The organism is Pseudomonas sp. PA1(2017) (assembly GCF_001945375.1).
In the GTDB taxonomy this organism is placed as follows: domain Bacteria; phylum Pseudomonadota; class Gammaproteobacteria; order Pseudomonadales; family Pseudomonadaceae; genus Aquipseudomonas.
The window spans coordinates 1,564,785-1,586,660 of record NZ_MSXU01000009.1 but is presented as its reverse complement, the minus strand read 5'-3'; the positions used below and the strand labels follow the sequence as shown (position 1 = coordinate 1,586,660).

Here is a 21,876-nt window from a genome sequence, read left to right as displayed (position 1 = left end):
TGAAGGGTGTAGGTCCAGCCTACGAAGGTGGCGTAATCTAATAAATCAAAATGTATTGAATTAGTCGTTCGGAGTTTTTGAATCATGAGCGCCGTACTCGACATCGAACTCATCCGCACCTTTCACGCCGTGGCGCGTAGTGGGCGCTTCAAGGCGGCTGCCGAACAGTTGCACAAGAGCCCGGCGGCGATCAGCGTGCATGTCCAGCGCCTGGAGTCTGTCGCCGGCGGCCGGCTGTTCGATCGCGACAACCAGTCGGTGGCGCTGACCGCGCTGGGCAAGCGGCTGCTGCGCTCGACAGGCGAACTGCTCAGCACCCATGACCGGGTACTCGCCGAGCTGCATGGGCCACGGCTGGTCGGGCGCATCCGCCTGGGAATACCCGATGAGTACGCCGCCCACGTGATCCGCGACATCCTGCCGATCTTCGCGGCGGCCTGGCCCAACGTGGTGCTGGAGGTGAAAACCGCCCCCAGCTACACGCTGCGCGAGCAGGTACAGGCCGGCAAGCTGCACGGTGCGGTGCTCACCCTGCCGTTGGGCCAGCGCGAGCCAAGGGCCCAGGTGCTGGTCGCCACCACGCCGGTGTGGGTCGCGGCGGCGGCCTTTCCCCAGGCCTGGAAGGAGACGCTACCGTTGGCCATCCATGCAGCCGAATGCCCGTACCGCAGCCTGATGCTGGAATCGCTTAAAGCGGCGGGTCACGCCTGGCGGGTGGTGCTGGAAAGCCCGTCCAGCCAGGCCATCAGGGCCTGTGTCGAATCGGGGCTGGCGATTACCCTGATGGACCGCGCGAAGATGAGCAGCGCCATGCGCATCGTCGAGGAACTGCCCCAGGCTGCCGAGCACGAGGTGATGTTCCTGCGTTCGGCCCAGGCGCAGCACGACGAGGCCCTAGAGCTGTTGGCCCAGGCCATTCATCAGCATTTTCGGCTGTGATCAGCGGTGCTTGGTGCTCGAGCGCAGCTTGTAGCGTTCGCCCGGGTGAGTCAGGCGCACGTAGCTGATCAGGTGCTCGCCCGACCAGGTGCGGCGAATCATCGACAGGCACGCGGCGCCGATGGCGATATCCAGCCATTCGGCGGTGCGGGCGTCGGCGTGCACGGCCTCGACCACATGCTCTACATCACTGATCGGGCAACTGGCGACCAGCACTTCGTTGGGCGTCTGCTTGGAAAAGTCGCTGCTCAGGTAATGGGGCACCCAGCGTGGATTGACGAAGCGATCCTCGAGCTGGATCGGCACGCCATCTTCCAGGTGCACGAGGATGCTGTGAAACACCTCGGCGCCGATGCGCAGGCCCAGGCGTAGCGCCACCTCGTCATCGGCGGCCAGCGCTTCGCTGCGCAGGATGCGATTGGCATAGGCATGGCCGCGGGCGCGCACCTCGGCAGCGATGTTCATCACATCGTGCAGTGACGACTCGGACTTGCGGTCGGTGACGAAGGTGCCCAGGCCCGCCTGGCGGATCAGGTAACCCTGCTGCACCAGGTTGTTGATGGCCTTGTTGGCGGTCATCCGGCTGACCGAAAAGTCCCTGGCCAGCTGTTCCTCGGGAGGAATCTGGTGATGCAGCGGGTAGTCACCGTTGCCGATGCGCTCGAGCAGAAAATCCTCGATGGCCTTGTAGCGCGGGGTGGTGGTCACGAAAGCTCCTTGGCAAGACCGGGTGCGCGGATGATAGCGCGCGATTCACTCTGTAGGAGCCCCGCCCCGGGGCGAAGCGGTTGTGGCCACTCAGCACAACCCGCAGTGTGTCCATCATTCGCCGCGAGGCACAGCACCTACAAAGACCCTGGCTCGGCTCAGCCTACCGACGGCAGCAAGCCGGCCGGCAGCAGCGGCGTCAGCACGCGCTCGGCCAGCAGTTCGTCGGCGGCGGCGATGTCCGGCGCGAAGAAGCGATCCTCGACGTAGTAGGGCACCTTGGCGCGCAGCGTCTGGCGCGCGCGTTCCAGTTTCGCCGAGCTTTTCAGACCATGGCGGAAGTCCAGGCCCTGGCAGGCGCCCAGCCATTCGATGGCGAGGATACCGCGTACGTTCTCGGCCATCGGCCACAGGCGCTTGCCGGCGTTGGGTGCCATGGACACGTGATCTTCCTGGTTGGCCGAGGTCGGCAGGCTGTCGACGCTATGCGGGTGGGCCAGGGCCTTGTTGTCGCTGGCCAGGGCCGCGGCAGTGACCTGGGCGATCATGAAGCCCGAGTTGACTCCGCCGTTCTCGACCAGGAAAGGCGGCAGCTGCGACATGTGCCGATCCATCATCAGCGAGATGCGGCGCTCCGAGAGGGCACCGATCTCGGCCAGGGCCAGGGCCAGGTTGTCGGCGGCCATGGCCACCGGCTCGGCGTGGAAGTTGCCGCCGGAGATCACGTCACCCTGTTCGGCGAACACCAGCGGGTTGTCGGACACCGCGTTGGCCTCGATCTGCAGCACCTCGGCGGCCTGGCGCAGCTGGGTCAGGCAGGCGCCCATGACCTGGGGCTGGCAGCGCAGCGAGTAGGGATCCTGCACCTTGTCGCAGTTGGCGTGGGAGCGCGCCACTTCACTGCTGTCGCCGAGCAGGTCGCGATAGGCCGCCGCCACGTCGATCTGCCCGTGCTGGCCGCGGGCGGCATGGATGCGCGCATCGAAGGGCGCCCGCGAGCCGAGCATGGCCTCTACGCTCAAGGCGCCGCACACGGTGGCCGCGGCGAACAGGTCTTCGCCCTCGAACAGCCCGCGCAATGCGTAGGCGGTCGATACCTGAGTGCCGTTGAGCAAGGCCAGGCCTTCCTTGGCGGCCAGCGTCAGCGGCTGCAGGCCGGCCACCGCCAGCGCTTCACTTGCCTGCAGCCACTGGCCTTTGTGACGGGCCTTGCTCTCGCCGAGCAGCAGCAGCGACATGTGCGCCAGCGGCGCCAGGTCGCCGGACGCACCCACCGAGCCCTTGAGCGGGATGTGCGGGTAAACCTCGGCGTTGATCAGCGCGATCAACGCATCGATCACCGTGCGGCGAATGGCCGAGAAGCCGCGCGCCAGGCTGTTGACCTTGAGCAGCATGATCAACCGCACCATGGCGTCGTCCAGCGCCTCGCCGACACCGGCAGCGTGGGACAGCACCAGCGAGCGCTGCAGCTTTTCCAGGTCGTCCGGGGCGATGCGCGTCGAGGCCAGGAGGCCGAAGCCGGTGTTGATGCCGTAGGCGGTGCGGCCTTCGGCGAGTATCTGCTCGACACAGGCGACGCTGGCGTCGATGCCGGCGTGGGCGCTGGCGTCGAGCGTGACGTTGACCGGCTGCAGGTACACGGCGCGCAGCTGGGCCAGGGTCAGCGCGCCCGGCTTGAGGTTCAGGGTGGTCATCAATCAGGCTCCTCGGGTGATCATCGGCAGGTTCAGGCCCTGCTCGTGGGCGCACTCTATGGCGATTGGGTAGCCGGCGTCAGCATGGCGCATCACGCCGCTGGCCGGGTCGTTGGTCAGTACGCGGGCGATGCGCTCGGCCGCCTCGTCGCTGCCATCGCAGACGATCACCACCCCCGAGTGCTGGGAGAAGCCCATGCCCACGCCTCCGCCATGGTGCAGCGACACCCAGGTGGCGCCGCCAGCGGTGTTGAGCAGGGCATTGAGCAGCGGCCAGTCGGATACCGCGTCGGAGCCATCCATCATCGCCTCGGTCTCGCGGTTGGGGCTGGCCACGGAGCCGGAGTCCAGATGGTCACGGCCGATCACCACCGGCGCCGACAGCTCGCCGCTGCGCACCATCTCGTTGAAGGCCAGGCCCAGCTTGGCGCGCTGGCCCAGGCCGACCCAGCAGATACGCGCCGGCAGGCCCTGGAAGGCGATGCGCTCGCGGGCCATGTCCAGCCAGCGGTGCAGATGGGCATCGTCGGCGATCAGTTCCTTGACCTTGGCGTCGGTCTTGTAGATGTCCTGCGGGTCGCCCGACAGCGCCACCCAGCGGAACGGGCCGATGCCGCGACAGAACAGCGGGCGAATGTAGGCCGGCACGAAGCCGGGGAAGTCGAAGGCGTTGGCGACGCCTTCATCCTTGGCCATCTGGCGGATGTTGTTGCCGTAGTCGAAGGTCGGCACGCCCATCTTCTGGAAGGCGAGCATCGCTTGCACGTGCACGGCCATGGACTGCTTGGCGGCCTTGACCACCTCGGCCGGTTGGGTTGCGGCGCGGTCGCGGTACTGCTCCCAGGTCCAGCCGGCCGGCAGGTAGCCGTTGAGTGGGTCGTGGGCGCTGGTCTGGTCGGTGACCATGTCCGGGCGCACCCCGCGGCGCACCAGCTCGGGGAGGATCTCGGCGGCATTGCCGTGCAGGGCGATGGAGATCGCCTTGCCTTCGGCTGTGTACCTACCGATGCGCGCCAAGGCGTCGTCCAGGTCTTCTGCCTGCTCGTCGACGTAGCGGGTACGCAGGCGGAAATCGATGCGGCTTTGCTGGCACTCGATGTTCAGCGAGCAGGCGCCGGCCAGGGTGGCGGCCAGTGGCTGCGCGCCGCCCATGCCGCCGAGCCCGGCGGTGAGCACCCAGCGGCCCTTGAGGTCGCCGCCGTAGTGCTGGCGCCCGGCCTCGACGAAGGTTTCATAGGTGCCCTGGACGATGCCCTGGCTGCCGATGTAGATCCACGAACCGGCGGTCATCTGCCCGTACATGGCCAGGCCCTTGGCATCCAGCTCGTTGAAGTGCTCCCAGGTCGCCCAGTGCGGCACCAGGTTGGAATTGGCGATCAGCACCCGCGGCGCATTGGCGTGGGTCTTGAACACGCCCACTGGCTTGCCGGATTGCACCAGCAGGGTTTCGTCGTCGTTCAACTGCTTGAGGCTCTCGACGATGGCATCGAAGCATTCCCAGTTGCGCGCTGCCCGGCCGATGCCGCCATAGACCACCAGCTCCCTGGGATTTTCCGCCACCTCGGGGTCGAGGTTGTTCATCAGCATGCGCAGCGGCGCTTCGGTCAGCCAGCTCTTGGCGGTGAGCTGAGTGCCACGCGGGGCGCGGATGACGGTATCGCGAAAGGTGGTCATGGCGGGTTCCTCGATTGCAGGGGCAGTAGGGGCGGGCGGCATCACAGCCACCCCAGGTGTAGGGCCAGGTGGCCGAGCGGCAGGCTGAACAGCAGGCTCAGCAAGCAGCGTTGCAGCCACACCAGCAGCAGATCGCGCAGGCGCAGGGGAATGCGGGTGGCGAGCATGCAGGGGATGGAGGCGGAGAAGAACAGCACGCTGCTGACCGAGACGATGGCGGTCACGAAGCGCACCAGTTGGTCGGCATCCTTGAGCAGGATCACCGGCAGGAACATTTCCGCCAGGCCCGAGGCCAGGGCGCTGGCCACCTGCATCGGCTGCTCCAGGCCGAACAGCCAGGTCAGCGGGTAGAGCAGCAGGCCGATGGCGTCGAACAGCGGCGTGTACTTGGCAGCCAGCAGGCCGAGCAGGCCGACGGCCAGGATGCTTGGCAGGATGTACGCGGTCATGCGCAAACCATCGATGAAGGTGCCCCACAGCGACACGTGCAGCGAAGGCGCGCAGGCGGCCCGCGCCACCCCGGCGCGCCAGGCACTGGCGAAGCGGTTCTCGCCCTGTTCCAGTTCGGCTTCCGGCAGGCGCTCGGCAGACAGTGAAGCCAATGGATAGAGGCGCGCCGTGACCGAAGTGACCAGAAAGGTGATCAGCAGCGTGCTCCAGAAATACAGGTTCCAGTGCTCCATCAGGTCCAGGGTCCTGGCCACCACCACCAGAAACGGCACCGACACGGTGGAGAAACCGGTGGCGATGATCGCCGCGTCGCGCAGGTTGTACTGGCCTTCGCGGTACATACGGTCGGTGATCAGCAGCCCCACCGAATAACTGCCGGCGAACGAGGCGATGGCATCGATCGCCGATTTGCCCGGGGTGCGCCACAGCGGGCGCATCACCGGCTGCATGAGTACGCCAACCAGCTCCAGCAGCCCGAAGCCGATCAGAAACACCAGCGCCAGGGCGCCCAGGGGCACGATCACCGCCAGGCTCAGCACCAGCTTCTCGAACAGAAAGGGCAACATGTCCGGCTGATACAGCGCCGCCGGGCCGAGCTCAAGCAGGTAGGCGATGCCCACCAGCAGACCGAGGCTTCTGAGCACGCTGAACAGGATGGTGGTCACGCTGTTGCGCCAGGAACCGTCGAACCAGGGCATCACCGCGCCGTAGAGCATGAACAGCAGGGCGCAGATGATCACCAGCGGCCGTGCATGGGTTTGCAGGGCCGAGGCGGCGTGGTCGAGCAGCAGGCTGGAACGCCCGGCCAGTTCCATCGGCACGAAGAACAGCAGGATGCCGACCAGGCTGTTGCCGAGCAGGCGCGCGATGGCCACCGGGGCGCTCAGGGGCGTTGCGCTGGTCATCTCGACGCGTCGGCTGGCGTGGTCAGGGCTTTGATGAACATTGGCAATCTCCGTGCTTGTTGTTATGGGAGAAGTGGGCAGCGAGCGCTCAGTCGCTCGTCGTGAGCAGGTGTAACAGCCGGGCGGCAGCGCGGGCGGTGCGGTTGTCGATGTCGTGCTCTGGGTTGACCTCGGCGACGTCGATCAACCGCAGCTTGCCGCTGGCCTTCAGGCGCAGCAGCAGGGGTTCGAGCAGCGCCAGGGGCACGCCGCGGGCGGCTGGCGCGCTGACGCCGGGCGCTTCGCAGGCCGGCAGTACGTCGATGTCCAGGGTCAGGTAAAGCAGGTCGCAGCCTGAGATGAAGGCGTCCAGGTCGCGGCCGATGGCCTCCAGGGTGGCCTCACGAATCTCGCGGTCTTCGCGCACCAGCACGTTCAGCTCGGCGGCGCGATCGAACAACGCGCGGGTATTGCTGGCGCGGCTGATGCCCAGGCAGGCGTAATTGAACGGCCAGCCACGCGCGGCGCACTGTTCGGCGATCTGCGCGAAGGGCGTGCCCGAGGAGTGCACGTGCGCCGGGTCGCGCAGGTCGAAATGGGCATCGAAGTTGATGATGCCTATGCGCGGGGCGGCCCTCCGCGGGGCGGCCTTCCGCGGGGCGGCCCGTTTTTCAAGGTGTCCGGCCAGCCCGGACCAGCTGCCGTAGGCCACTTCGTGTCCGCCGCCGAGCACCAGCGGCAGGTGTCCGCTGTCGAGCAACGCGCACACGCCGTTGGCCAGGCGCGTCTGGGCGGCCTCCAGGTCGCCGTCTTCGCAGACGATATCGCCGGCTTCGAAGGCCGGCGCGTCGCGGTGCCAGGCCAGGTTGGCCAGTGCCTTGCGCAGCGCTGCGGGGCCGCCCACGGCACCCACGCGGCCATGGTTGCGCTGCACGCCTTCGTCACAGGCGAAGCCGAGCAAGGCGATGCCGGGCTCGGCACCGGCGTGCAGCGGCTGGATGCGCTGGTGCCAGCGGGCGCTGTCCGGTTCGGGGTCGACGCGGCCGGTCCACGGGGCCATGGTGAAACGGTCAGCGTGCATGGCTGATGACTCCATTGAAGACGCGCTGGCGCAGGCGCCCGGCCTGCACGGCATAGGCCAGCTCGGCTGGTTGGCGAACGTCCCACAGGCACAGGTCGGCGACTGCGCCAATCGCGATGCGGCCCAGCTCCGGGCGGCCGAGGGCACGCGCCGCGTGGGCGGTCATGCCGGCCAGGGCTTCGCGTGGGGTCAGGCGAAACAGGGTGCAGGCCAGGTTGGTCATCAGCGTGGGCAGGCAGATCGGCGAGGTGCCGGGGTTGGCGTCGCTGGCCACTGCCATGGGCACGCCGTGGCGGCGCAGCAGTTCGATGGGCGGCAGGCGGGTTTCGCGCAGCACGTGAAAGGCCCCGGGCAGCAGCACGGCAACGGTGCCGGCCTCGGCCATGGCGCGCACGCCGTCCTCGTCCAGGTACTCGATATGGTCCGCGGACCAGGCGCCATAACGGGCGGCCAACGCGCTGCCGCCCAGGTTGGACAACTGCTCGGCATGAGCCTTGATGGCCAGGCCATGGCGTTGTGCAGCCTGGAAAACCCGCTCGCATTGGGCCGGGGAGAAGGCGATGCCTTCGCAGAACACGTCCACTGCGTCGGCCAGGCGCTGGCTGGCGGCGGCCGGAATCATCTGCTCGCAGACCAGCTCGATATAGCCGTCGGCATCGTCGACGTACTCCGGCGGCAGGGCATGGGCGCCCAGCAGCGTGGTGCTGATGCGCACCGGCCGCAAGGTGGCCAGGCGCCGCGCCACGCGCAGCATCTTCAGTTCGTCGTGTAGGGTCAGGCCGTAGCCGGATTTGATCTCCAGGGTGGTGACGCCATCGGCCAGCAGGGCATCCAGGCGCGGCAGGCTGGCTTCGATCAGCTCCTCCTCACTCGCGGCGCGGGTGGCCCGCACGGTGCTGAGAATGCCGCCGCCGTTGCGGGCGATGGTTTCGTAGCTGACGCCTTCGAGGCGCTGTTCGAATTCGCCGGCACGATCACCGGCATACACCAGGTGGCTATGGCAATCGACCAGGCCGGGAGTCATCACGCCGCCGCTGGCCGCATCCTTGGCACCACCGGCCAGGCTCGGGTCGAACTCGCTTTCCGGCCAAAGACCGGCAATACGCCCATGCTCGACCCGCACGGCCATCGGCTCGGGGAGCTGTTCGAGGCCATCGAACAGGGTGACGTTGCGCCAGAGCAGGGGAGTGGACTGGGAGGAAGCCATTGCAGATCGCCTTTTTTGTAATGTATATACAATTAAGCGAAATGCCTCAGATGGTCAAGCCCTGTGCACTATTATCGGCACATTTAGAGGCGTGTGACGTTATCACTGTATATACATTTTTCCGGCTGGCAGATGACTCAGGAGTGATCCTGGGGATAGCGCTTGGCGAGAGGGAAGGCCGGCAGCCAGGCTTCGCGCCGGCTCGTCCAGCATTCGTAGGAGGGCTGCAGCTGATCGGGTGCGTCGAGGGCGCCCAGGTGGATTTCGATTTCATCGCCACTGCGGGCGAACAGCGAGGAGCCGCAACGCGGACAGAAGTGGCGCCCGGCGTAGCTCTGGGTTGCGCCGCTGACCGTCACGGCCTCGCGGATGAAGATCGCCGCGGCGTAGAACAGCGCGCCATGGTGCTTGCGGCAGTCGAGGCAATGACAGATGCCGACTCGCTCAGGTTGGCCTGCCGCTGAGAGTCGGATCTGGCCGCACAGGCAGCCGCCGGTGAATGGATCCATGCCGCACCTCCTGCAGGCTCATGGCATGGAGCCTAGGGTCTGTTCCCGTTTCAGCGCGAGCCGCGTTGCCGCGAGAAATGGCCTCCGGTTAGACGCAGGACGCAGGGAATGGTTGCTCCCTTGCCAAGTCCTGTAACGACAGCGGAGGCCATTTCCCGCGCAACCCGAAGGGCCGGGCCAGTTTTTGTGCGATGCGGCGTTACTCGATGGCTCATTTGACCTGCCAAACTTCGCATCTCGTGCCTTGCCTCGCACAAAAACTGGCTCCGGCGCGGCCGTGCGTGAAACGGGAACAGACCCTAGGTCCAGCTCCATCGCACCTGCCTTCACGGCCGCCACCAGCCCATCCGCCGCGCCTGAACCGCGAGCCGGCGGCTCGACCCACATGGCGATCAGCTCGTAACGACCGGGATCCCGAAAGCCTGCACCTACCAGGCCGACCGGCCTGCCACCGTCGAGCGCCAGCCAGAACCGCGTCTTCTCGCCCGCCGCCCGCGCTTGCCACTGAGCGTCGCTGTCGGCGGCTGCCGTCTGGTAACTCACGCCAAAGGCGGTCGGCGTGTCCTGCAGGGCAGCGAGGCGGATCCGTTTCAGTAGCGTCCAGTCTTCCTTTTGGGTGGCGCGGATATCCATGGGTCTTCCGATTCTTCCAGATTGAAATTCCGATCAACCAGGCGCTTCACAGCGAGCAACCCGTCGGCGGATCTACAATGCCGTACCGACGGCCATCACTGCCAGTAAAAGGCGCCAAGCGACTGCCCCGTCCGCTCAGCTTGTAATCAGCCCAGCGACTCGAGCCCCAACACGCGCGCGCACTCGGCCAGCGAGCGGCACTGGGTCTCGGCGTACAGCGCCAATTCATCGTGCACCTCGGCGCCGAGGGCCGCGTGGAAGGCCTGCTGATTGGAGGTGGCGCCATAGCTGACCTGGGCATCGTCGCCGAGGTTGGACTGGAAGATGCCGGCAGCGCTTACCGGCAGAAAATCCTCGTAGACCAGCGGCTCGAAATGCACATGGCCGGCCTCGACAAGGGCGTCCAGGCTGCGCGGTGCGGTTTCGTCTCGGCGCGCTGCCTTGCCCGCCTCGGTGACGAAGTAGCGGAAGTAGGCCAGGCCCTCGTGGCGCATGGCCGCGTAGCTGTCGGGGAAGGCTTCGAAGCGTTGCGCCAGCAAGTCTGCATAGCGCTGGGCGTTGGCTTCGTTGGGGAATTCGCCCAGATCGTCGCGCGCCTCGTTGAGCAGCCTGTCATACAGCGCGCGACCGACCGGGGTAAGCGCTGCACCGCGTTGCTCGATCTCGCCGAAGCGCGCAGTGTGGCTGCCCGCCGCGTCGAGCTGACCGACGAACGCCACGCGTTCCTGCAGCGCCTTGAAGCTGGTCTGGCGCAGCAGGATCGGGCACTGGCGCCGGGGCGGGCCCTCGACCACCGCCTTGGGCGTGATGCCGCGCCGGGGCATGGCCGCCTGCACTTCATCGATGTCCAGGGTGCGCGGCGTCAGGTGGTTGATGTGCGGCCCCTTGAAGGCCACCACGTCGGCGATCAGGCGGTGCTGACCGTGCAATCTGTCGTACTCGGCGGCGCTGACGGTGGCCTCGGTGTGCCAGCGAAAGGTCTCAAGGGCTTGCTTGACGAACTCTTCGGCATCGGCGGCGTTCAGGCCGCCCTGGGCTTCGCACTGCTCGATCAGCGCCCGTGCGCGCGGGGTGAAGATGTTGCGCTTGGCGAGAATCTCGGCGGCCAGGGCACGCAGCGCTTCGTCCTCGATCAGCTCCAGGCGCAGCAGCGAGGTGAACACACGAAACGGGCTGACCTGCAGCTCGGTTTCATGTACGGCGCGAAAGGCGGTGGAATGCACCGGCACGCCGGCCGAGCTGAGGTCGTAGTAGCCGACCGGCTGCATGCCCATGACCGCGAACAGGCGGCGGATGGTCGACAGTTCCTCGGCGGTGCCGACGCGAATCGCGCCGTGGCGCTCCATGGCCAGGCGCTCGATTTCCCCGGTCCACTCAAGCTGCTGTTTCAGCGCGGCAGAACCCGCCAGCGCCTGGGCGTTGGTGTCCGCCACCAGGTCGAGCAGATCGCCGTAGAGCGGCACTTCGGCGCGGTACATGGCGGACATGGCACTGGAAAACTGCGCACGGATTTGCGAGGGGTCGACGAATCCTGAGGTGTTCATAGCGGGCGAATCTCCTGTCGCGCTTGTCGGTTGGCCGTGGTGGTACTCGCCGGCCTGAAAGTTGGCGAATACGCTCAGCCGAGGTTGGCCAGGCAGTGTTCGATGATATCCAGGCCCTGCTCGAACAGCGCCGGCTCGATGGTCAGCGGTGCCAGCAGACGCACGATATGGCGGTTCTTGCCGCTGGGCATCAGCAGCAGGCCCCTGGCCCGCGCCGCCTCCAGCAGTTCGGCCAACTGTGCGGTGCCGGGCTGGCCGTCGCGGGTAAGCAGCTCGATACCGCGCATCGCGCCAACCCCGGTCAGCCGGCCCAGGTAAGGCGACAGGCCCTTGGCGCGCCACTGCTCGTAGCGGCGCAGCAGCGCCTGCTCCTGGGCTTCGCCCCAGGTGGCCAGGTTGGCGTCGGTCATCTGCCGCAGGCTGGCCAGGGCCGCCGCACAGGCGATGGGGTTGCCCGAGTAGGTGCCGCCCAGCCCGCCCTTGGGCAGTGCGCCCATCAGCTCGGCCCGGCCAACCACGGCGCCCAGCGGCAGGCCGCCGGCGATGCTCTTGCCGAGCAGCAGCAGGTCGGGCTCGATGCCCAGGCGGGTGAAGGCGAAGCGCTGCCCGGTGCGGCCGAAGCCGGACTGGATTTCATCGAGCATCAGCAGCACACCGTGCTCGTCGCACCAGCGGCGCAGGCGCTTGGCGAAGTCCGCATCCAGAGCCAGAAAACCGCCCTCGCCCTGCACCGGTTCGATGATGAAGCAGGCGACATCGTTGACGTCCACCTCGACGCTGAACAGCCGCTCGATGGCCTTGAAGGCTTCGTCCGCGGTCACCCCGGTATCCGGGCTCGGGTACGGCACGTGGTAGACCGGACCGGGCAACACGCCGACTTTCTGCTTGTAGGGTGCCACCTTGCCGTTGAGGTTGAGGGTGGCCAGGGTACGACCGTGGAAGCCACCGTCGAAGGCGATCACCACGCTACGGCCGGTCGCCGCACGCACCACCTTCAGGGCATTCTCGGCGGCCTCGGCGCCGCTGTTGGTGAGCATGCCCGCCAGCGGATAGCTGGCCGGCACGAAGGCCGCCAGCGCATCCATCAGCTCGCGATAGCCCTGGTGCGGTACGGCGTTGAAGGTCGAATGGGTCAGCCGCCCGGCCTGCTCGGTGATGGCGCTGACCACCTGCGGGTTGCAGTGGCCGAGGTTGAGCACGCCTATGCCACCGACGAAGTCGATGTACGACTTGCCCTCGGTATCCCACACCTGGGCGTTCAGGCCGTGGGACAACGTGATTGGATGAACCACGGAAATGGACGGGCTGATGGGCGAAGCACTCATGGATTACCTACCTGGGCCACCATCACCGCGGCGCGATGACAGGCAGCTGTGCCTGGAAACGATGCGCCTATCAAAGCGAGTCAGGCGGGCCTGCCACAAGCGAAATAAAGTGCTGCCGTCATTCCTTAAATTCAGGAACTGGCTGAACGCCGCCGGCCCCGGCCCTGGCCTTTTCCACAATCCAGTCGATCAGCGCCCTGACCTTGGGCACCTCGGCGTACTGCTCGGCGAAGGCGATGAAGTGGGCGCCCTGACTGGGCTTGTAGTGCTGCCAGGGGATCACCAGCTTGCCTTCCTGCAGCTCGTCCAGCACCAGAAAGCGCGGCACCAGGGCCACGCCGCAGCCCGACTCGGCGGCACGGATGCACATGTAGAAGGTGTCGAAACGCGGCCCGTGGTAGCTGTTCTCGGTGCTGATGCCCTGCTCTTCGAACCACTCGTGCCAGGCGCCGGGGCGCGAGGTGCATTGCAGCAGCACCAGGCTGGTGAGGTCGCCGGCATCGAACAGCGGCTCATTGGGCAGGATGTCCGGTGCGCACACCGGGATCACATCCTCGCCGAACAGCTCGATGCAGATAGCGCCCGGCCAGGAGCCGGTGCCGTAGAAGAACGCCACGTCAGCCTTGGCCTGCACCAAGTCGAAGGGCTCGAGTTCGTTCTTGATGTCCAGGTGGATAGTCGGGTGGCGCTTCGAGAAACCCTTGAGGTTGGGCACCAGCCAGCGTGCGCCGAAGGTCGGCTGGGTGGCCACTTTGAGCACCTCGGTCTCGCCACCGTAGGAGAGGATGTAGCGGCTGGAGATATCCACCTGGGTGAGGATCTTGTTCACCTCGGCCAGGTACAGCTCGCCGGCTGGCGCCAGTTGCAGGCGGCGGCGCACGCGATGGAACAGCGGGTGCTGAAGCATGTCCTCGAGCTGCGCCACCTGCTTGCTCACCGCGCTCTGGGTCAGGTGCAATTCCTGGGCGGCGCGGGTGAAGCTCAGGTGCCTGGCTGCGGCCTCGAAACATTGCAGGGCGGTCATGGTTGGCAGCAGGCGTTTTGACATGGGTTTCTCGAGATCAGACGGGGCGACTTGATTCCATGACGGAATGATATGGTGCGTAAACGTCGTTTGTTGAGCGCAGATTCGGGATTAATACTGATCCTCATCCCGGATTTCAACTTCACGACTCAGGAGATCGCCATGGTCAACTCGCTACTCGAACGTCTCGGTGTCAGCGCCAACGCCTACCAGAACGGCAGTCACGCGGTTTACACCCCGATCGACGGCAGCCAGATCGGCAGCCTGACCCTTGAGGGCGCCGACGCCGTGCGCGCCAAGATCACCGCCGGCCACGACGCCTTTCTGGCCTGGCGCAAGGTGCCGGCGCCGCGCCGTGGCGAGCTGGTGCGTCTGTTCGGCGAGGTGCTGCGTGAGCACAAGGCCGATCTCGGCGAGCTGGTGTCCATCGAAGCCGGCAAGATCACTCAGGAAGGCCTGGGCGAAGTGCAGGAAATGATCGACATCTGCGACTTCGCCGTCGGCCTGTCGCGCCAGCTCTACGGCCTGACCATCGCCTCCGAGCGCCCGGGCCACCACATGCGTGAAACCTGGCACCCGCTGGGCGTGGTCGGCGTGATCAGCGCCTTCAACTTCCCGGTCGCCGTGTGGGCCTGGAACACCACCCTGGCCCTGGTCGCCGGCAACGCAGTGATCTGGAAGCCGTCGGAAAAGACCCCGCTGACCGCCCTCGCCTCCCAGGCGCTGCTCGACAAGGCTCTCGAGCGCTTCGGCAACGACGCCCCGCAAGGCCTGGCGCAACTGGTGATCGGCGACCGCGAAGCCGGCGAAGTGCTGGTCGACGATCCCCGCGTGCCGCTGATCAGCGCCACCGGCAGCACCCGCATGGGCCGTGAAGTCGGGCCCCGAGTGGCCGCCCGTTTCGGCCGCAGCATCCTGGAGCTGGGCGGCAACAACGCCATGATCCTCACCCCCAGCGCCGACCTCGACCTGGCCGTGCGCGGCATCCTGTTCAGCGCCGTGGGCACCGCCGGCCAGCGCTGCACCACCCTGCGCCGCCTGATCGTCCATCGCTCGATCAAGGACGAGGTGGTCGCCCGCGTCAAAGCCGCCTACGCCAAGGTACGCATCGGCGACCCGCGCCAGGGCAACCTGATCGGCCCGCTGATCGACAAGCAGGCGTTCAGCGCCATGCAGGACGCCCTGACCAAGGCCCGCGACGAAGGCGGCCAGGTGTTCGGTGGCGAGCGCCAGTTGGCCGACAGCTTCCCCAACGGTTACTACGTGAGCCCCGCCATCGTCGAGATGCCGGGCCAGAGCGCGGTGGTGCGTCATGAAACCTTCGCGCCGATCCTCTATGTGCTCGCCTACGACGACTTCGAAGAGGCGCTGCGCCTGAACAACGAAGTGCCCCAGGGCCTGTCCTCGTGCATCTTCACCACCGACGTGCGCGAGGCCGAAGCCTTCCAGGGCGCGGCCGGCAGCGACTGCGGCATCGCCAACGTCAACATCGGCACCAGCGGTGCGGAGATCGGCGGCGCCTTTGGCGGCGAAAAGGAAACCGGTGGCGGTCGCGAGTCCGGCTCCGATGCCTGGAAGGCCTACATGCGCCGCCAGACCAACACCGTCAACTACTCCCGCGAACTGCCGCTGGCCCAGGGCATCGTGTTCGACTGATTGCGAGCATTACATCGACACAGTGGGAGTGGGCTGGGACGACTATTTATACGAGCGAAATCTCGGGCATGGCCCGCTCCCACAGGACTCGCGTCAACCCGTAATTGCGATAAACCAACCTGATCGGTTTATGGATAGGTTCCAGCCAACACACGGAGCCGCATGGCAAACCGGTGTCGCCCCCGCCACCGATATCTGGAGAGAAAGCGTGATGAGTGGCTTCCAGCAACAGTGTCTGTGGGAAGTGGCGACGCCGGCGCCGATTGACGCCGGCGCCCTGGTTGGCGAGGTGAAGGCCGATGTCTGCGTGATCGGTGGCGGCATCACCGGGCTGTCGGCGGCGCTGCAACTGCTCGAGGCGGGCAAGCGCGTGTGCGTGCTGGAGGCCTTCGAGGTCGGCCATGGCGGTTCGGGGCGTAACGTCGGGCTGGTCAACGCCGGCACCTGGATCAAGCCCGACGACGTGGAAGCCACACTGGGCGAAAAGGTCGGCGGCCGCCTCAACAAGGTGCTGGGCGAGGCGCCGGCCAAGGTGTTCGAAGCCATCGAGCGCTACCAGATCGACTGCCAGGCGCGCCATCAAGGCACCCTGCACATGGCCCACAACGCCGCCGGCCTGGACGATCTCAAGGCCCGCGAATCGCAGTGGCGCCGCCGTGGCGCGGATGTCGAGCTGCTGACCGGCGCGACCTGTGTGGAGCATTGCGGCACCGACAAGATCACCGGCGCGCTGCTGGATCGCCGCGCCGGCACCATCAACCCCATGGGCTACACCAAGGGCCTCGCCGCTGCCGTGCTGCGCCTGGGCGGTACCCTGCATCAGCAATCGCCGGTCACCGAGCTGCACAAGCAGGCCGACGGCTGGCTGGTGCGCACCGCCCTGGGCACGGTCACGGCCGAGAAGATCGTGATTTCCACCGGCGCCTACACCGAGGGTGACTGGACCGAGGTGCAGCGCAACTTCTTCCGCGGCTATTACTACCAGGTCGCTTCGAAACCGTTGAGCGGCGCGGCGGCCGACGCCGTCTTGCCCCACGGCCAGGGCTCGTGGGACACCCGCACGGTGCTCAGCAGCATCCGCCGTGACGATCAGGGCCGCCTGCTGCTGGGCAGCATGGGCAAGTCGAGCAACAAGCCGGACTGGTTCGTGCGCAGCTGGGCGGACCGCATCCAGGGCCATTACTTCCCGCAGCTCGGCAAGCTCGACTGGGAAATGCACTGGACCGGTTGCATCGACTTTACCCCGGATCACCTGATGAAGCTGTTCGAGCCGGCGCCTGGCGTCGTCGCGGTGACCGGCTACAACGGCCGCGGCAACACCACCGGCACCGTGGTGGGCCACGCCCTGGCCGACTACCTGCTCAAGAGCGACACCAGCGTGCTGCCCATTCCCCTGTCGCGGATGAAAGCGCTACGTACCGCCGGGCTGCGCGCCTGCTACTACGAAGCCGGCTTCTCGCTGTACCACGCTGGCCAGTGCCTGCGGGTGATCCTTTAGAGGCTGCTCACGATCTTTTCAGGCGGCGCTGATGAGGCTGCTACAAGGCAGAAGCGGCCACTCAAACCAACCTGTGGGAGCCCCGACCTCGGGGCGAAACGATTGCAGCCTGACTGCCTATTTCGGCGGTGCCTGAGCGATTCGCCGCGAGGTCGCGGCTCCTACAAAAACGGGCCGAGTTCTTAGAACCTGTTCAAAGTCTTGTATGCGCATTAAGAGGCAACTACAAGGCAGAAGCAGACACTCAAACCAACCTGTGGGAGCCCCGACCTCGGGGCGAAACGATTGCAGCCTGACTGTCTATTTCGGCGGTGCCTGAGCGAATCGCCGCGAGGTCGCGGCTCCTACAATGGATCGGATACGGCCGCTCCCTCCACTTAACCGCCGCCTGGGCTTAAGGATTATGAACAGTTCCTAGGCCCGCCCTCCCTTCGAGAGCGGCGGGGACGCCTGGTCCGTGCCCGCAAAAATCCCGAGTTTGCAGCGATGCTCTCTGCCCCTACCTCGTGGCAGGAAGCATCACCAACCAGCCCGTTATTGCAAATGCTCCAGCAACGCCTGAATCGGATGGCGCAACGTGGCGCTCTTCAGGCGCGCCACCTGGCTGCGGCATGAATAACCGGTCGCCAGGGGCTCGGCGGGGGCGCCGGAATCCAGCGCCAGCTCCCAGGACTGGGCGAAGATCGTCCGTGAGGTTTCCAGGTTGCGTGCCTCGTGCCCGTAGGTGCCGGACATGCCACAGCAACCGGTGGCCTCGGCCGACACCTGCAGCCCGGCCTGCTCGAACACCTTCACCCACATCGCCGCACTGGGCGCCGCGTTGGTCTTCTCGGTGCAATGGCCCAGCAGCCGGAACGCCACGCTCTTGGCCGGCGGCTTGGGCTGGCCGTCGAGGGCCTTGAGCAGCCATTCCTGGGGCAGCAGCACGTCCGGGCATTCGAGGCCGGCGATCTTGCGGTACTCCTGGCGGTAAACCAGGGTCATCGCCGGGTCCAGCCCCACCAGCGGGATGTCGAAACCGGCCAGCGCCTGCAGGCCTTTCGCGGTGCGCCGTGCGGTGCGCTCGAAGGCCGGCAGAAAGCCCTGCACGTGCAGCGGCTTGCCGTTGGCCATGAACGGCGCCAGCCACACGCGATAGCCAAGGCGGCTGGCCAGTTCGATGAAGGCGGCGAACACCGGCGTCTCGAAATAGCGGGTAAAGGCGTCCTGCACCAGAATCAGGCTCTTGCCCCGCTGCGCCGCGCTCAGGTGCGCCAGTTCGGCTGGCGTGGCGATCGTCAGGCGATGGCGCGCCACCAAGGCCTTGAAGTCGAAATCGCTGAGCAGCGGGCTGTCAACCATGCCGATGCGCTCGGCCAGCAGGCGCGTCACCAGGGGCGACCCCATCACCCCGTTGTACAGCCGCGGCATGCGGGCGAACAGCGGCAGGCTGAATTCCAGCGAGCCGATCAGGTAGTCGCGCAGCGGGCGCAGGTAACGCTGGTGGTAGCGTTCCAGGAAGCGCGAGCGAAACTCCGGCACGTTGACCTTCACCGGGCATTGGCCCGCACAGGATTTGCACGCCAGACAACCGGCCATCGCCTCGTAGACCTCGTGGGAAAAGTCATCATCGCCTGCGCGGGAATGGCGCCAGCGGCTCGGCAGGCTGCGCAGGAAATCCAGCGGGCCACTGGCGATCGGCGCCAGCACGTCCACCCCGGCCTGGCCCTGCAGGCGCAGCCATTCGCGCACCAGCGAGGCACGGCCCTTGGGCGAATGCACGCGCTGGCGCGTGGCCTTCCAGGACGGACACATGGCGTCGTCCGGGTCGAAGTTGTAGCAGGCGCCGTTGCCGTTGCAGTGCACCGCGGTGCCGTAGCTTTGCCACACACGCTCGTCGATATGCCGGTCGAGGTCGCCGCGCAGGGTCACTCCGTCGATCTTCAGCAGCGCCTCGTCACTGCCCAGGGGGGTGGCGATCTTGCCGGGGTTCAGCTGGTTGTAGGGGTCGAACGCGGCCTTGAGCGCCTGCAACGAGGCATACAGCTCGCCAAAGAACGCCGGCGCGTATTCCGAGCGCACACCCTTACCGTGTTCACCCCACAGCAGGCCGCCGTAGCGCTGGGTCAGGGCCGCCACCGCATCGGAAATCGGGCGGATGGCCGCGGCCTGCTTCGGATCCTTCATGTCCAGCGCCGGGCGCACGTGCAGCACGCCGGCGTCGACGTGGCCGAACATGCCGTAGGTCAGGCCGTGGCCGTCGAGCAGCGCGCGGAATTCGGCGATGAAGTCAGCGAGGTTTTCCGGCGGCACCGCCGTGTCCTCGACGAATGGCTGGGGTCGCACCTCGCCGTCGACGTTGCCGAGCAAGCCCACCGCGCGCTTGCGCATCGCATAGACCCGCGACACCGCCGCCCGCCCGCTGGCCAGGGTGTGGCCGAGGCGCACCACGCTGGTGTCTTGCTGAATATGCTGGATGAAACGCTCGACGCGGCCATTGACCTCATCGGGGTCGTCGCCGCTGAATTCCACCAGGTTGATGCCCAGGGTCGGCCGCTGGGGGTCTTCGGGGAAGTACTCGGCGACGCCGTGCCAGACGATGTCGTTCATCGCCAGCAGCAGCACCTTGGAATCCACGGTCTCGATGGACAGCGGCTGCAGGGTGATCAGGTTGCGCGCATCGCGCAGCGCGTCCATGAAGCCGGCGTAACGCACGTTGACCAGCACCGAGTACTGGGGAATCGGCAGCACGTTGAGGCGCGCCTCGACGATGAAGCCCAGGGAGCCCTCGGAGCCGCACAGCACGCTGTTGAGGTTGAAGCGCCCATCCGCCTCGCGCAGGTGCGCCAGGTCGTAGCCGGTCAGGCAGCGGTTGAGCTTTGGAAAGGTCGCCTCGATCAGCGCCGCCTTCTCGCGCTGGATCTGCTCGGCGCACTGGTAAACCTGGCCGGTGCGGTCGCTGCGGGCCAGTTGTTCGCTGAGGGTCGACTCGCTCACCGGGTGGCTGTGCAGGCGCTCGCCGCCGAGCAGGATGGTGGTCAGCTCCAGCACGTGGTCGCGGGTCTTGCCGTAGGTGCAGCTGCCCTGGCCGCTGGCGTCGGTATTGATCATGCCGCCGATGGTCGCGCGGTTGGAGGTCGACAGCTCCGGGGCGAAAAACAGGCCATGGGGCTTGAGCGCGGCGTTGAGCTGGTCCTTGACCACCCCGGCCTGTACCCGCACCCAGCGCTCCTCGGCATTGATCTCCAGGATGCGGTTCATGTGCCGCGACAGGTCGACCACCACGCCGTCGGTGAGCGACTGGCCATTGGTGCCGGTACCGCCGCCGCGTGGCGTCAGCTTGACGCTGCGGTGCGCAGGCTCGCTGACCACCCGCGCCAGCACTTGCACGTCGTCCTCATCGAGGGGGAACACCGCAGCCTGAGGCTGGCGCTGGTAGATGGAGTTGTCGGTCGCCAGCACCGTGCGGCTGGCGTGGTCACGGGCGATCTCGCCGCGAAAGCCGGCGGCGCCGAGCGCGTCGAGAAAGGCCAGGTAAAGGGCCTGGGTCGGTTGTGGAGCACTCAGGCTGGCGATCATCGGTTATCTCCCATTGAGCTACACGCCTCTAACGGGCGATTGCATCAGACAGTTCAGGTAATGGCAGCATTTTCGGCAGCCTGCGCCTGTGCTACAAGGGTATTTGCCGTGGCAACCCATGAGTTTTATGAATGAATCTGCGCAGACTGACGCCCTCGATGTCCCTGCTGCTGGCCTTCGAGTCGGCAGCGCGCCACCAGAGCTATACCCGCGCCGCCGCCGAACTGTCGCTGACCCAGAGCGCGGTAAGCCGCCAGGTGCAGGCGCTGGAAGCCTTCCTGGGCATCACCCTGTTCCAGCGCGAAGGCCGCAACGTGGTGCTCACCGACGTGGGCCGGCTGTACGCCGACACCCTGTCCGACGCCCTGGCGCGCATTCGCAACGCGACGCTGCAGGCCATCGACTACGGCTCCGGTAGCGGTACCCTGCGCCTGGCACTGCTGCCCACCTTCGGCTCGACATGGCTGCTGCCGCGGCTGCACGAGTTCTACGCCGCCAACCCGGGCGTGCAGGTGCACATCCATTCGCGCATCCAGGCTGATTTCAGCGACGGTCAGCTCGACGCTGCAATCTGCGTGGGTGACGGCGCCTGGCCGGAACTGATGGCCCACCCGCTGCTCGAGGAATCCATGGTGCTGATCGCCAGCCCGGCGATTCTCGCGGCCGGCGAGCCGCTGACGCCCGAGCTGGCTGCCAGGCAGTTGCTGCTGCAGGTCGCCAGCCACCCGCCGATGTGGTCGACCTGGTTCGCACGGCATGGGGTGAACAGCGCGCAACTGCAAGACGGCCCCAACTTCGAGCTGACCTCGCACCTGATCCAGGCTGTACGTGCCGGTATCGGCGTCGGCCTGGTACCTCAAGTGCTGGTCGAGGAAGAGCTGCGCCAGGGCCAACTGCGCACCACCGGCACGCCGGTTGCCAGTGGCCGCACCTATTTCCTCGCCTACCCCAAACGCAATGCCGTGCTGCCGGCGCTAGGGGTGTTCCGGCAGTGGTTGCTCGATGGTGTGGCCAATGGTGGCGAGTGTGGTTGAGGATCGAATCAGCACCGCAAATCGGCCAGTCCTCGGCAACAGCTGGCGGACTGAAAGCCCTCGCGTCGCAAGCGCTTGACGGCGCCCGGCCCGACGCTCATAAACGCATGCCCAAGCGCCTCCAGGAACCGAGCCCATGCCCCGCCCGCCAGACGACCTGCCCATCTACCGCGTATTGACCGGCCCCGACGACGCCAATTTCTGCCGGCGGGTCAGTGCCGCCCTGGAGATGGGTTACCAACTTCACGGCGCTCCGGCCCTCACCTTCAACGGCAAGGACGTGATCGTCGCCCAGGCGGTGATCTGGCCGGGCATGAAGGCTGTGGGGGCTTGAGGCCGCCTATACCGGCAGGAGGAGGGTCACCGCCGCACCTCATGCGCCAGGCAGCGATCGTGCCTAGCCATGAGACAACGCAGCGGCAAGCTCAATGAAAAGACTCGCGGCTGGACTCACAGCG

At 66.6% G+C, this 21,876-nt stretch carries 17 protein-coding genes; 5 read left to right on the top strand and 12 right to left on the bottom strand.

The features are described 5' to 3' along the window. The first annotated feature begins 84 nt into the window (after positions 1-84). The gene (locus tag BVH01_RS14160; RefSeq protein ID WP_075930899.1) at positions 85-939 is read left to right on the top strand and encodes a LysR family transcriptional regulator; all 855 of its coding nucleotides are present in this window, start codon (positions 85-87) and stop codon (positions 937-939) included. Here the strand turns inward: BVH01_RS14160 and hutC are convergent, their stop codons facing one another. The 11 genes from hutC to BVH01_RS14105 form a co-directional block, all read right to left on the bottom strand. Then, positions 940-1,647, bottom strand: coding sequence for a histidine utilization repressor (gene hutC / locus BVH01_RS14155; RefSeq protein ID WP_075930898.1), 708 nt, complete (start codon positions 1,645-1,647; stop codon positions 940-942). Positions 1,648-1,805: 158 nt separating this feature from the next. Then, complete coding sequence (gene hutH / locus BVH01_RS14150) at positions 1,806-3,341, bottom strand: histidine ammonia-lyase (protein WP_075930897.1); 1,536 nt, start codon at positions 3,339-3,341, stop codon at positions 1,806-1,808. Positions 3,342-3,344: 3 nt separating this feature from the next. Then, a complete protein-coding gene (gene hutU, locus BVH01_RS14145) occupies positions 3,345-5,015 on the bottom strand; it encodes a urocanate hydratase (protein ID WP_075930896.1) in 1,671 nt (556 codons plus the stop codon). Between the two features lie 41 nt (positions 5,016-5,056). Continuing rightward, the gene (locus BVH01_RS14140) at positions 5,057-6,370 is read right to left on the bottom strand and encodes a YjiH family protein (protein ID WP_075930895.1); all 1,314 of its coding nucleotides are present in this window, start codon (positions 6,368-6,370) and stop codon (positions 5,057-5,059) included. Positions 6,371-6,458: 88 nt separating this feature from the next. After that, positions 6,459-7,430 carry a formimidoylglutamase gene (hutG, locus tag BVH01_RS14135; RefSeq protein WP_075930894.1) on the bottom strand — a complete coding sequence of 324 codons (972 nt, stop codon included), beginning with the start codon at positions 7,428-7,430 and terminating at the stop codon, positions 6,459-6,461. Beyond that, positions 7,420-8,637: an imidazolonepropionase gene (gene hutI / locus BVH01_RS14130; RefSeq protein ID WP_075930893.1), complete on the bottom strand. Its 1,218-nt coding sequence runs from the start codon at positions 8,635-8,637 to the stop codon at positions 7,420-7,422. Before hutI ends, hutG begins: the two co-directional genes overlap by 11 nt. 137 nt (positions 8,638-8,774) lie before the next feature. Further along, entirely contained in the window at positions 8,775-9,146 is a 372-nt protein-coding gene (locus BVH01_RS14125) for a GFA family protein (RefSeq protein ID WP_075930892.1), read from the bottom strand. Between the two features lie 18 nt (positions 9,147-9,164). Next, a complete protein-coding gene (locus tag BVH01_RS25230) occupies positions 9,165-9,779 on the bottom strand; it encodes a GNAT family N-acetyltransferase (RefSeq protein ID WP_371915597.1) in 615 nt (204 codons plus the stop codon). 146 nt (positions 9,780-9,925) lie between these two features. Next, positions 9,926-11,323 (bottom strand): VOC family protein, encoded by a 1,398-nt coding sequence (locus BVH01_RS14115; RefSeq protein WP_075930891.1) that lies wholly within the window; start codon positions 11,321-11,323, stop codon positions 9,926-9,928. Between the two features lie 74 nt (positions 11,324-11,397). Continuing rightward, positions 11,398-12,648, bottom strand: a complete 1,251-nt coding sequence (locus BVH01_RS14110; protein WP_075930890.1) for an aspartate aminotransferase family protein — start codon at positions 12,646-12,648, stop codon at positions 11,398-11,400. A 118-nt stretch (positions 12,649-12,766) separates the two neighbouring features. Continuing rightward, a complete protein-coding gene (locus tag BVH01_RS14105; RefSeq protein ID WP_075930889.1) occupies positions 12,767-13,696 on the bottom strand; it encodes a LysR substrate-binding domain-containing protein in 930 nt (309 codons plus the stop codon). A 138-nt stretch (positions 13,697-13,834) separates the two neighbouring features. Here BVH01_RS14105 and BVH01_RS14100 point away from each other — a divergent pair, with 138 nt between their 5' ends. Further along, the gene (locus tag BVH01_RS14100; RefSeq protein ID WP_075930888.1) at positions 13,835-15,328 is read left to right on the top strand and encodes an aldehyde dehydrogenase family protein; all 1,494 of its coding nucleotides are present in this window, start codon (positions 13,835-13,837) and stop codon (positions 15,326-15,328) included. A gap of 211 nt (positions 15,329-15,539) precedes the next feature. Continuing rightward, positions 15,540-16,826, top strand: a complete 1,287-nt coding sequence (locus BVH01_RS14095) for an FAD-binding oxidoreductase (RefSeq protein ID WP_075930887.1) — start codon at positions 15,540-15,542, stop codon at positions 16,824-16,826. A 534-nt stretch (positions 16,827-17,360) separates the two neighbouring features. Here the strand turns inward: BVH01_RS14095 and BVH01_RS14090 are convergent. Further along, positions 17,361-20,384 (bottom strand): FAD-binding and (Fe-S)-binding domain-containing protein, encoded by a 3,024-nt coding sequence (locus BVH01_RS14090; RefSeq protein ID WP_075930886.1) that lies wholly within the window; start codon positions 20,382-20,384, stop codon positions 17,361-17,363. 131 nt (positions 20,385-20,515) lie between these two features. Here BVH01_RS14090 and BVH01_RS14085 point away from each other — a divergent pair, with 131 nt between their 5' ends. Next, positions 20,516-21,418 carry a LysR substrate-binding domain-containing protein gene (locus BVH01_RS14085; protein ID WP_075930885.1) on the top strand — a complete coding sequence of 301 codons (903 nt, stop codon included), beginning with the start codon at positions 20,516-20,518 and terminating at the stop codon, positions 21,416-21,418. 136 nt (positions 21,419-21,554) lie between these two features. After that, positions 21,555-21,752 carry a DUF1737 domain-containing protein gene (locus BVH01_RS14080; protein ID WP_075930884.1) on the top strand — a complete coding sequence of 66 codons (198 nt, stop codon included), beginning with the start codon at positions 21,555-21,557 and terminating at the stop codon, positions 21,750-21,752. Positions 21,753-21,876 lie beyond the last annotated feature (124 nt).

Bases quoted from the DNA above. Each gene is read 5' to 3' on its own strand.
- BVH01_RS14160 (WP_075930899.1), top strand. From the start codon at position 85: ATGAGCGCCGTACTCGACATCGAACTCATCCGCACCTTTCACGCCGTG.
- hutH (WP_075930897.1), bottom strand. From the start codon at position 3,341: ATGACCACCCTGAACCTCAAGCCGGGCGCGCTGACCCTGGCCCAGCTG.
- hutU (WP_075930896.1), bottom strand. From the start codon at position 5,015: ATGACCACCTTTCGCGATACCGTCATCCGCGCCCCGCGTGGCACTCAG.
- BVH01_RS14140 (WP_075930895.1), bottom strand. From the start codon at position 6,370: ATGACCAGCGCAACGCCCCTGAGCGCCCCGGTGGCCATCGCGCGCCTG.
- hutG (WP_075930894.1), bottom strand. From the start codon at position 7,430: ATGCACGCTGACCGTTTCACCATGGCCCCGTGGACCGGCCGCGTCGAC.
- hutI (WP_075930893.1), bottom strand. From the start codon at position 8,637: ATGGCTTCCTCCCAGTCCACTCCCCTGCTCTGGCGCAACGTCACCCTG.
- BVH01_RS14125 (WP_075930892.1), bottom strand. From the start codon at position 9,146: ATGGATCCATTCACCGGCGGCTGCCTGTGCGGCCAGATCCGACTCTCA.
- BVH01_RS25230 (WP_371915597.1), bottom strand. From the start codon at position 9,779: ATGGATATCCGCGCCACCCAAAAGGAAGACTGGACGCTACTGAAACGG.
- BVH01_RS14115 (WP_075930891.1), bottom strand. From the start codon at position 11,323: ATGAACACCTCAGGATTCGTCGACCCCTCGCAAATCCGTGCGCAGTTT.
- BVH01_RS14110 (WP_075930890.1), bottom strand. From the start codon at position 12,648: ATGAGTGCTTCGCCCATCAGCCCGTCCATTTCCGTGGTTCATCCAATC.
- BVH01_RS14105 (WP_075930889.1), bottom strand. From the start codon at position 13,696: ATGTCAAAACGCCTGCTGCCAACCATGACCGCCCTGCAATGTTTCGAG.
- BVH01_RS14100 (WP_075930888.1), top strand. From the start codon at position 13,835: ATGGTCAACTCGCTACTCGAACGTCTCGGTGTCAGCGCCAACGCCTAC.
- BVH01_RS14095 (WP_075930887.1), top strand. From the start codon at position 15,540: ATGAGTGGCTTCCAGCAACAGTGTCTGTGGGAAGTGGCGACGCCGGCG.
- BVH01_RS14090 (WP_075930886.1), bottom strand. From the start codon at position 20,384: ATGATCGCCAGCCTGAGTGCTCCACAACCGACCCAGGCCCTTTACCTG.
- BVH01_RS14085 (WP_075930885.1), top strand. From the start codon at position 20,516: ATGAATCTGCGCAGACTGACGCCCTCGATGTCCCTGCTGCTGGCCTTC.
- BVH01_RS14080 (WP_075930884.1), top strand. From the start codon at position 21,555: ATGCCCCGCCCGCCAGACGACCTGCCCATCTACCGCGTATTGACCGGC.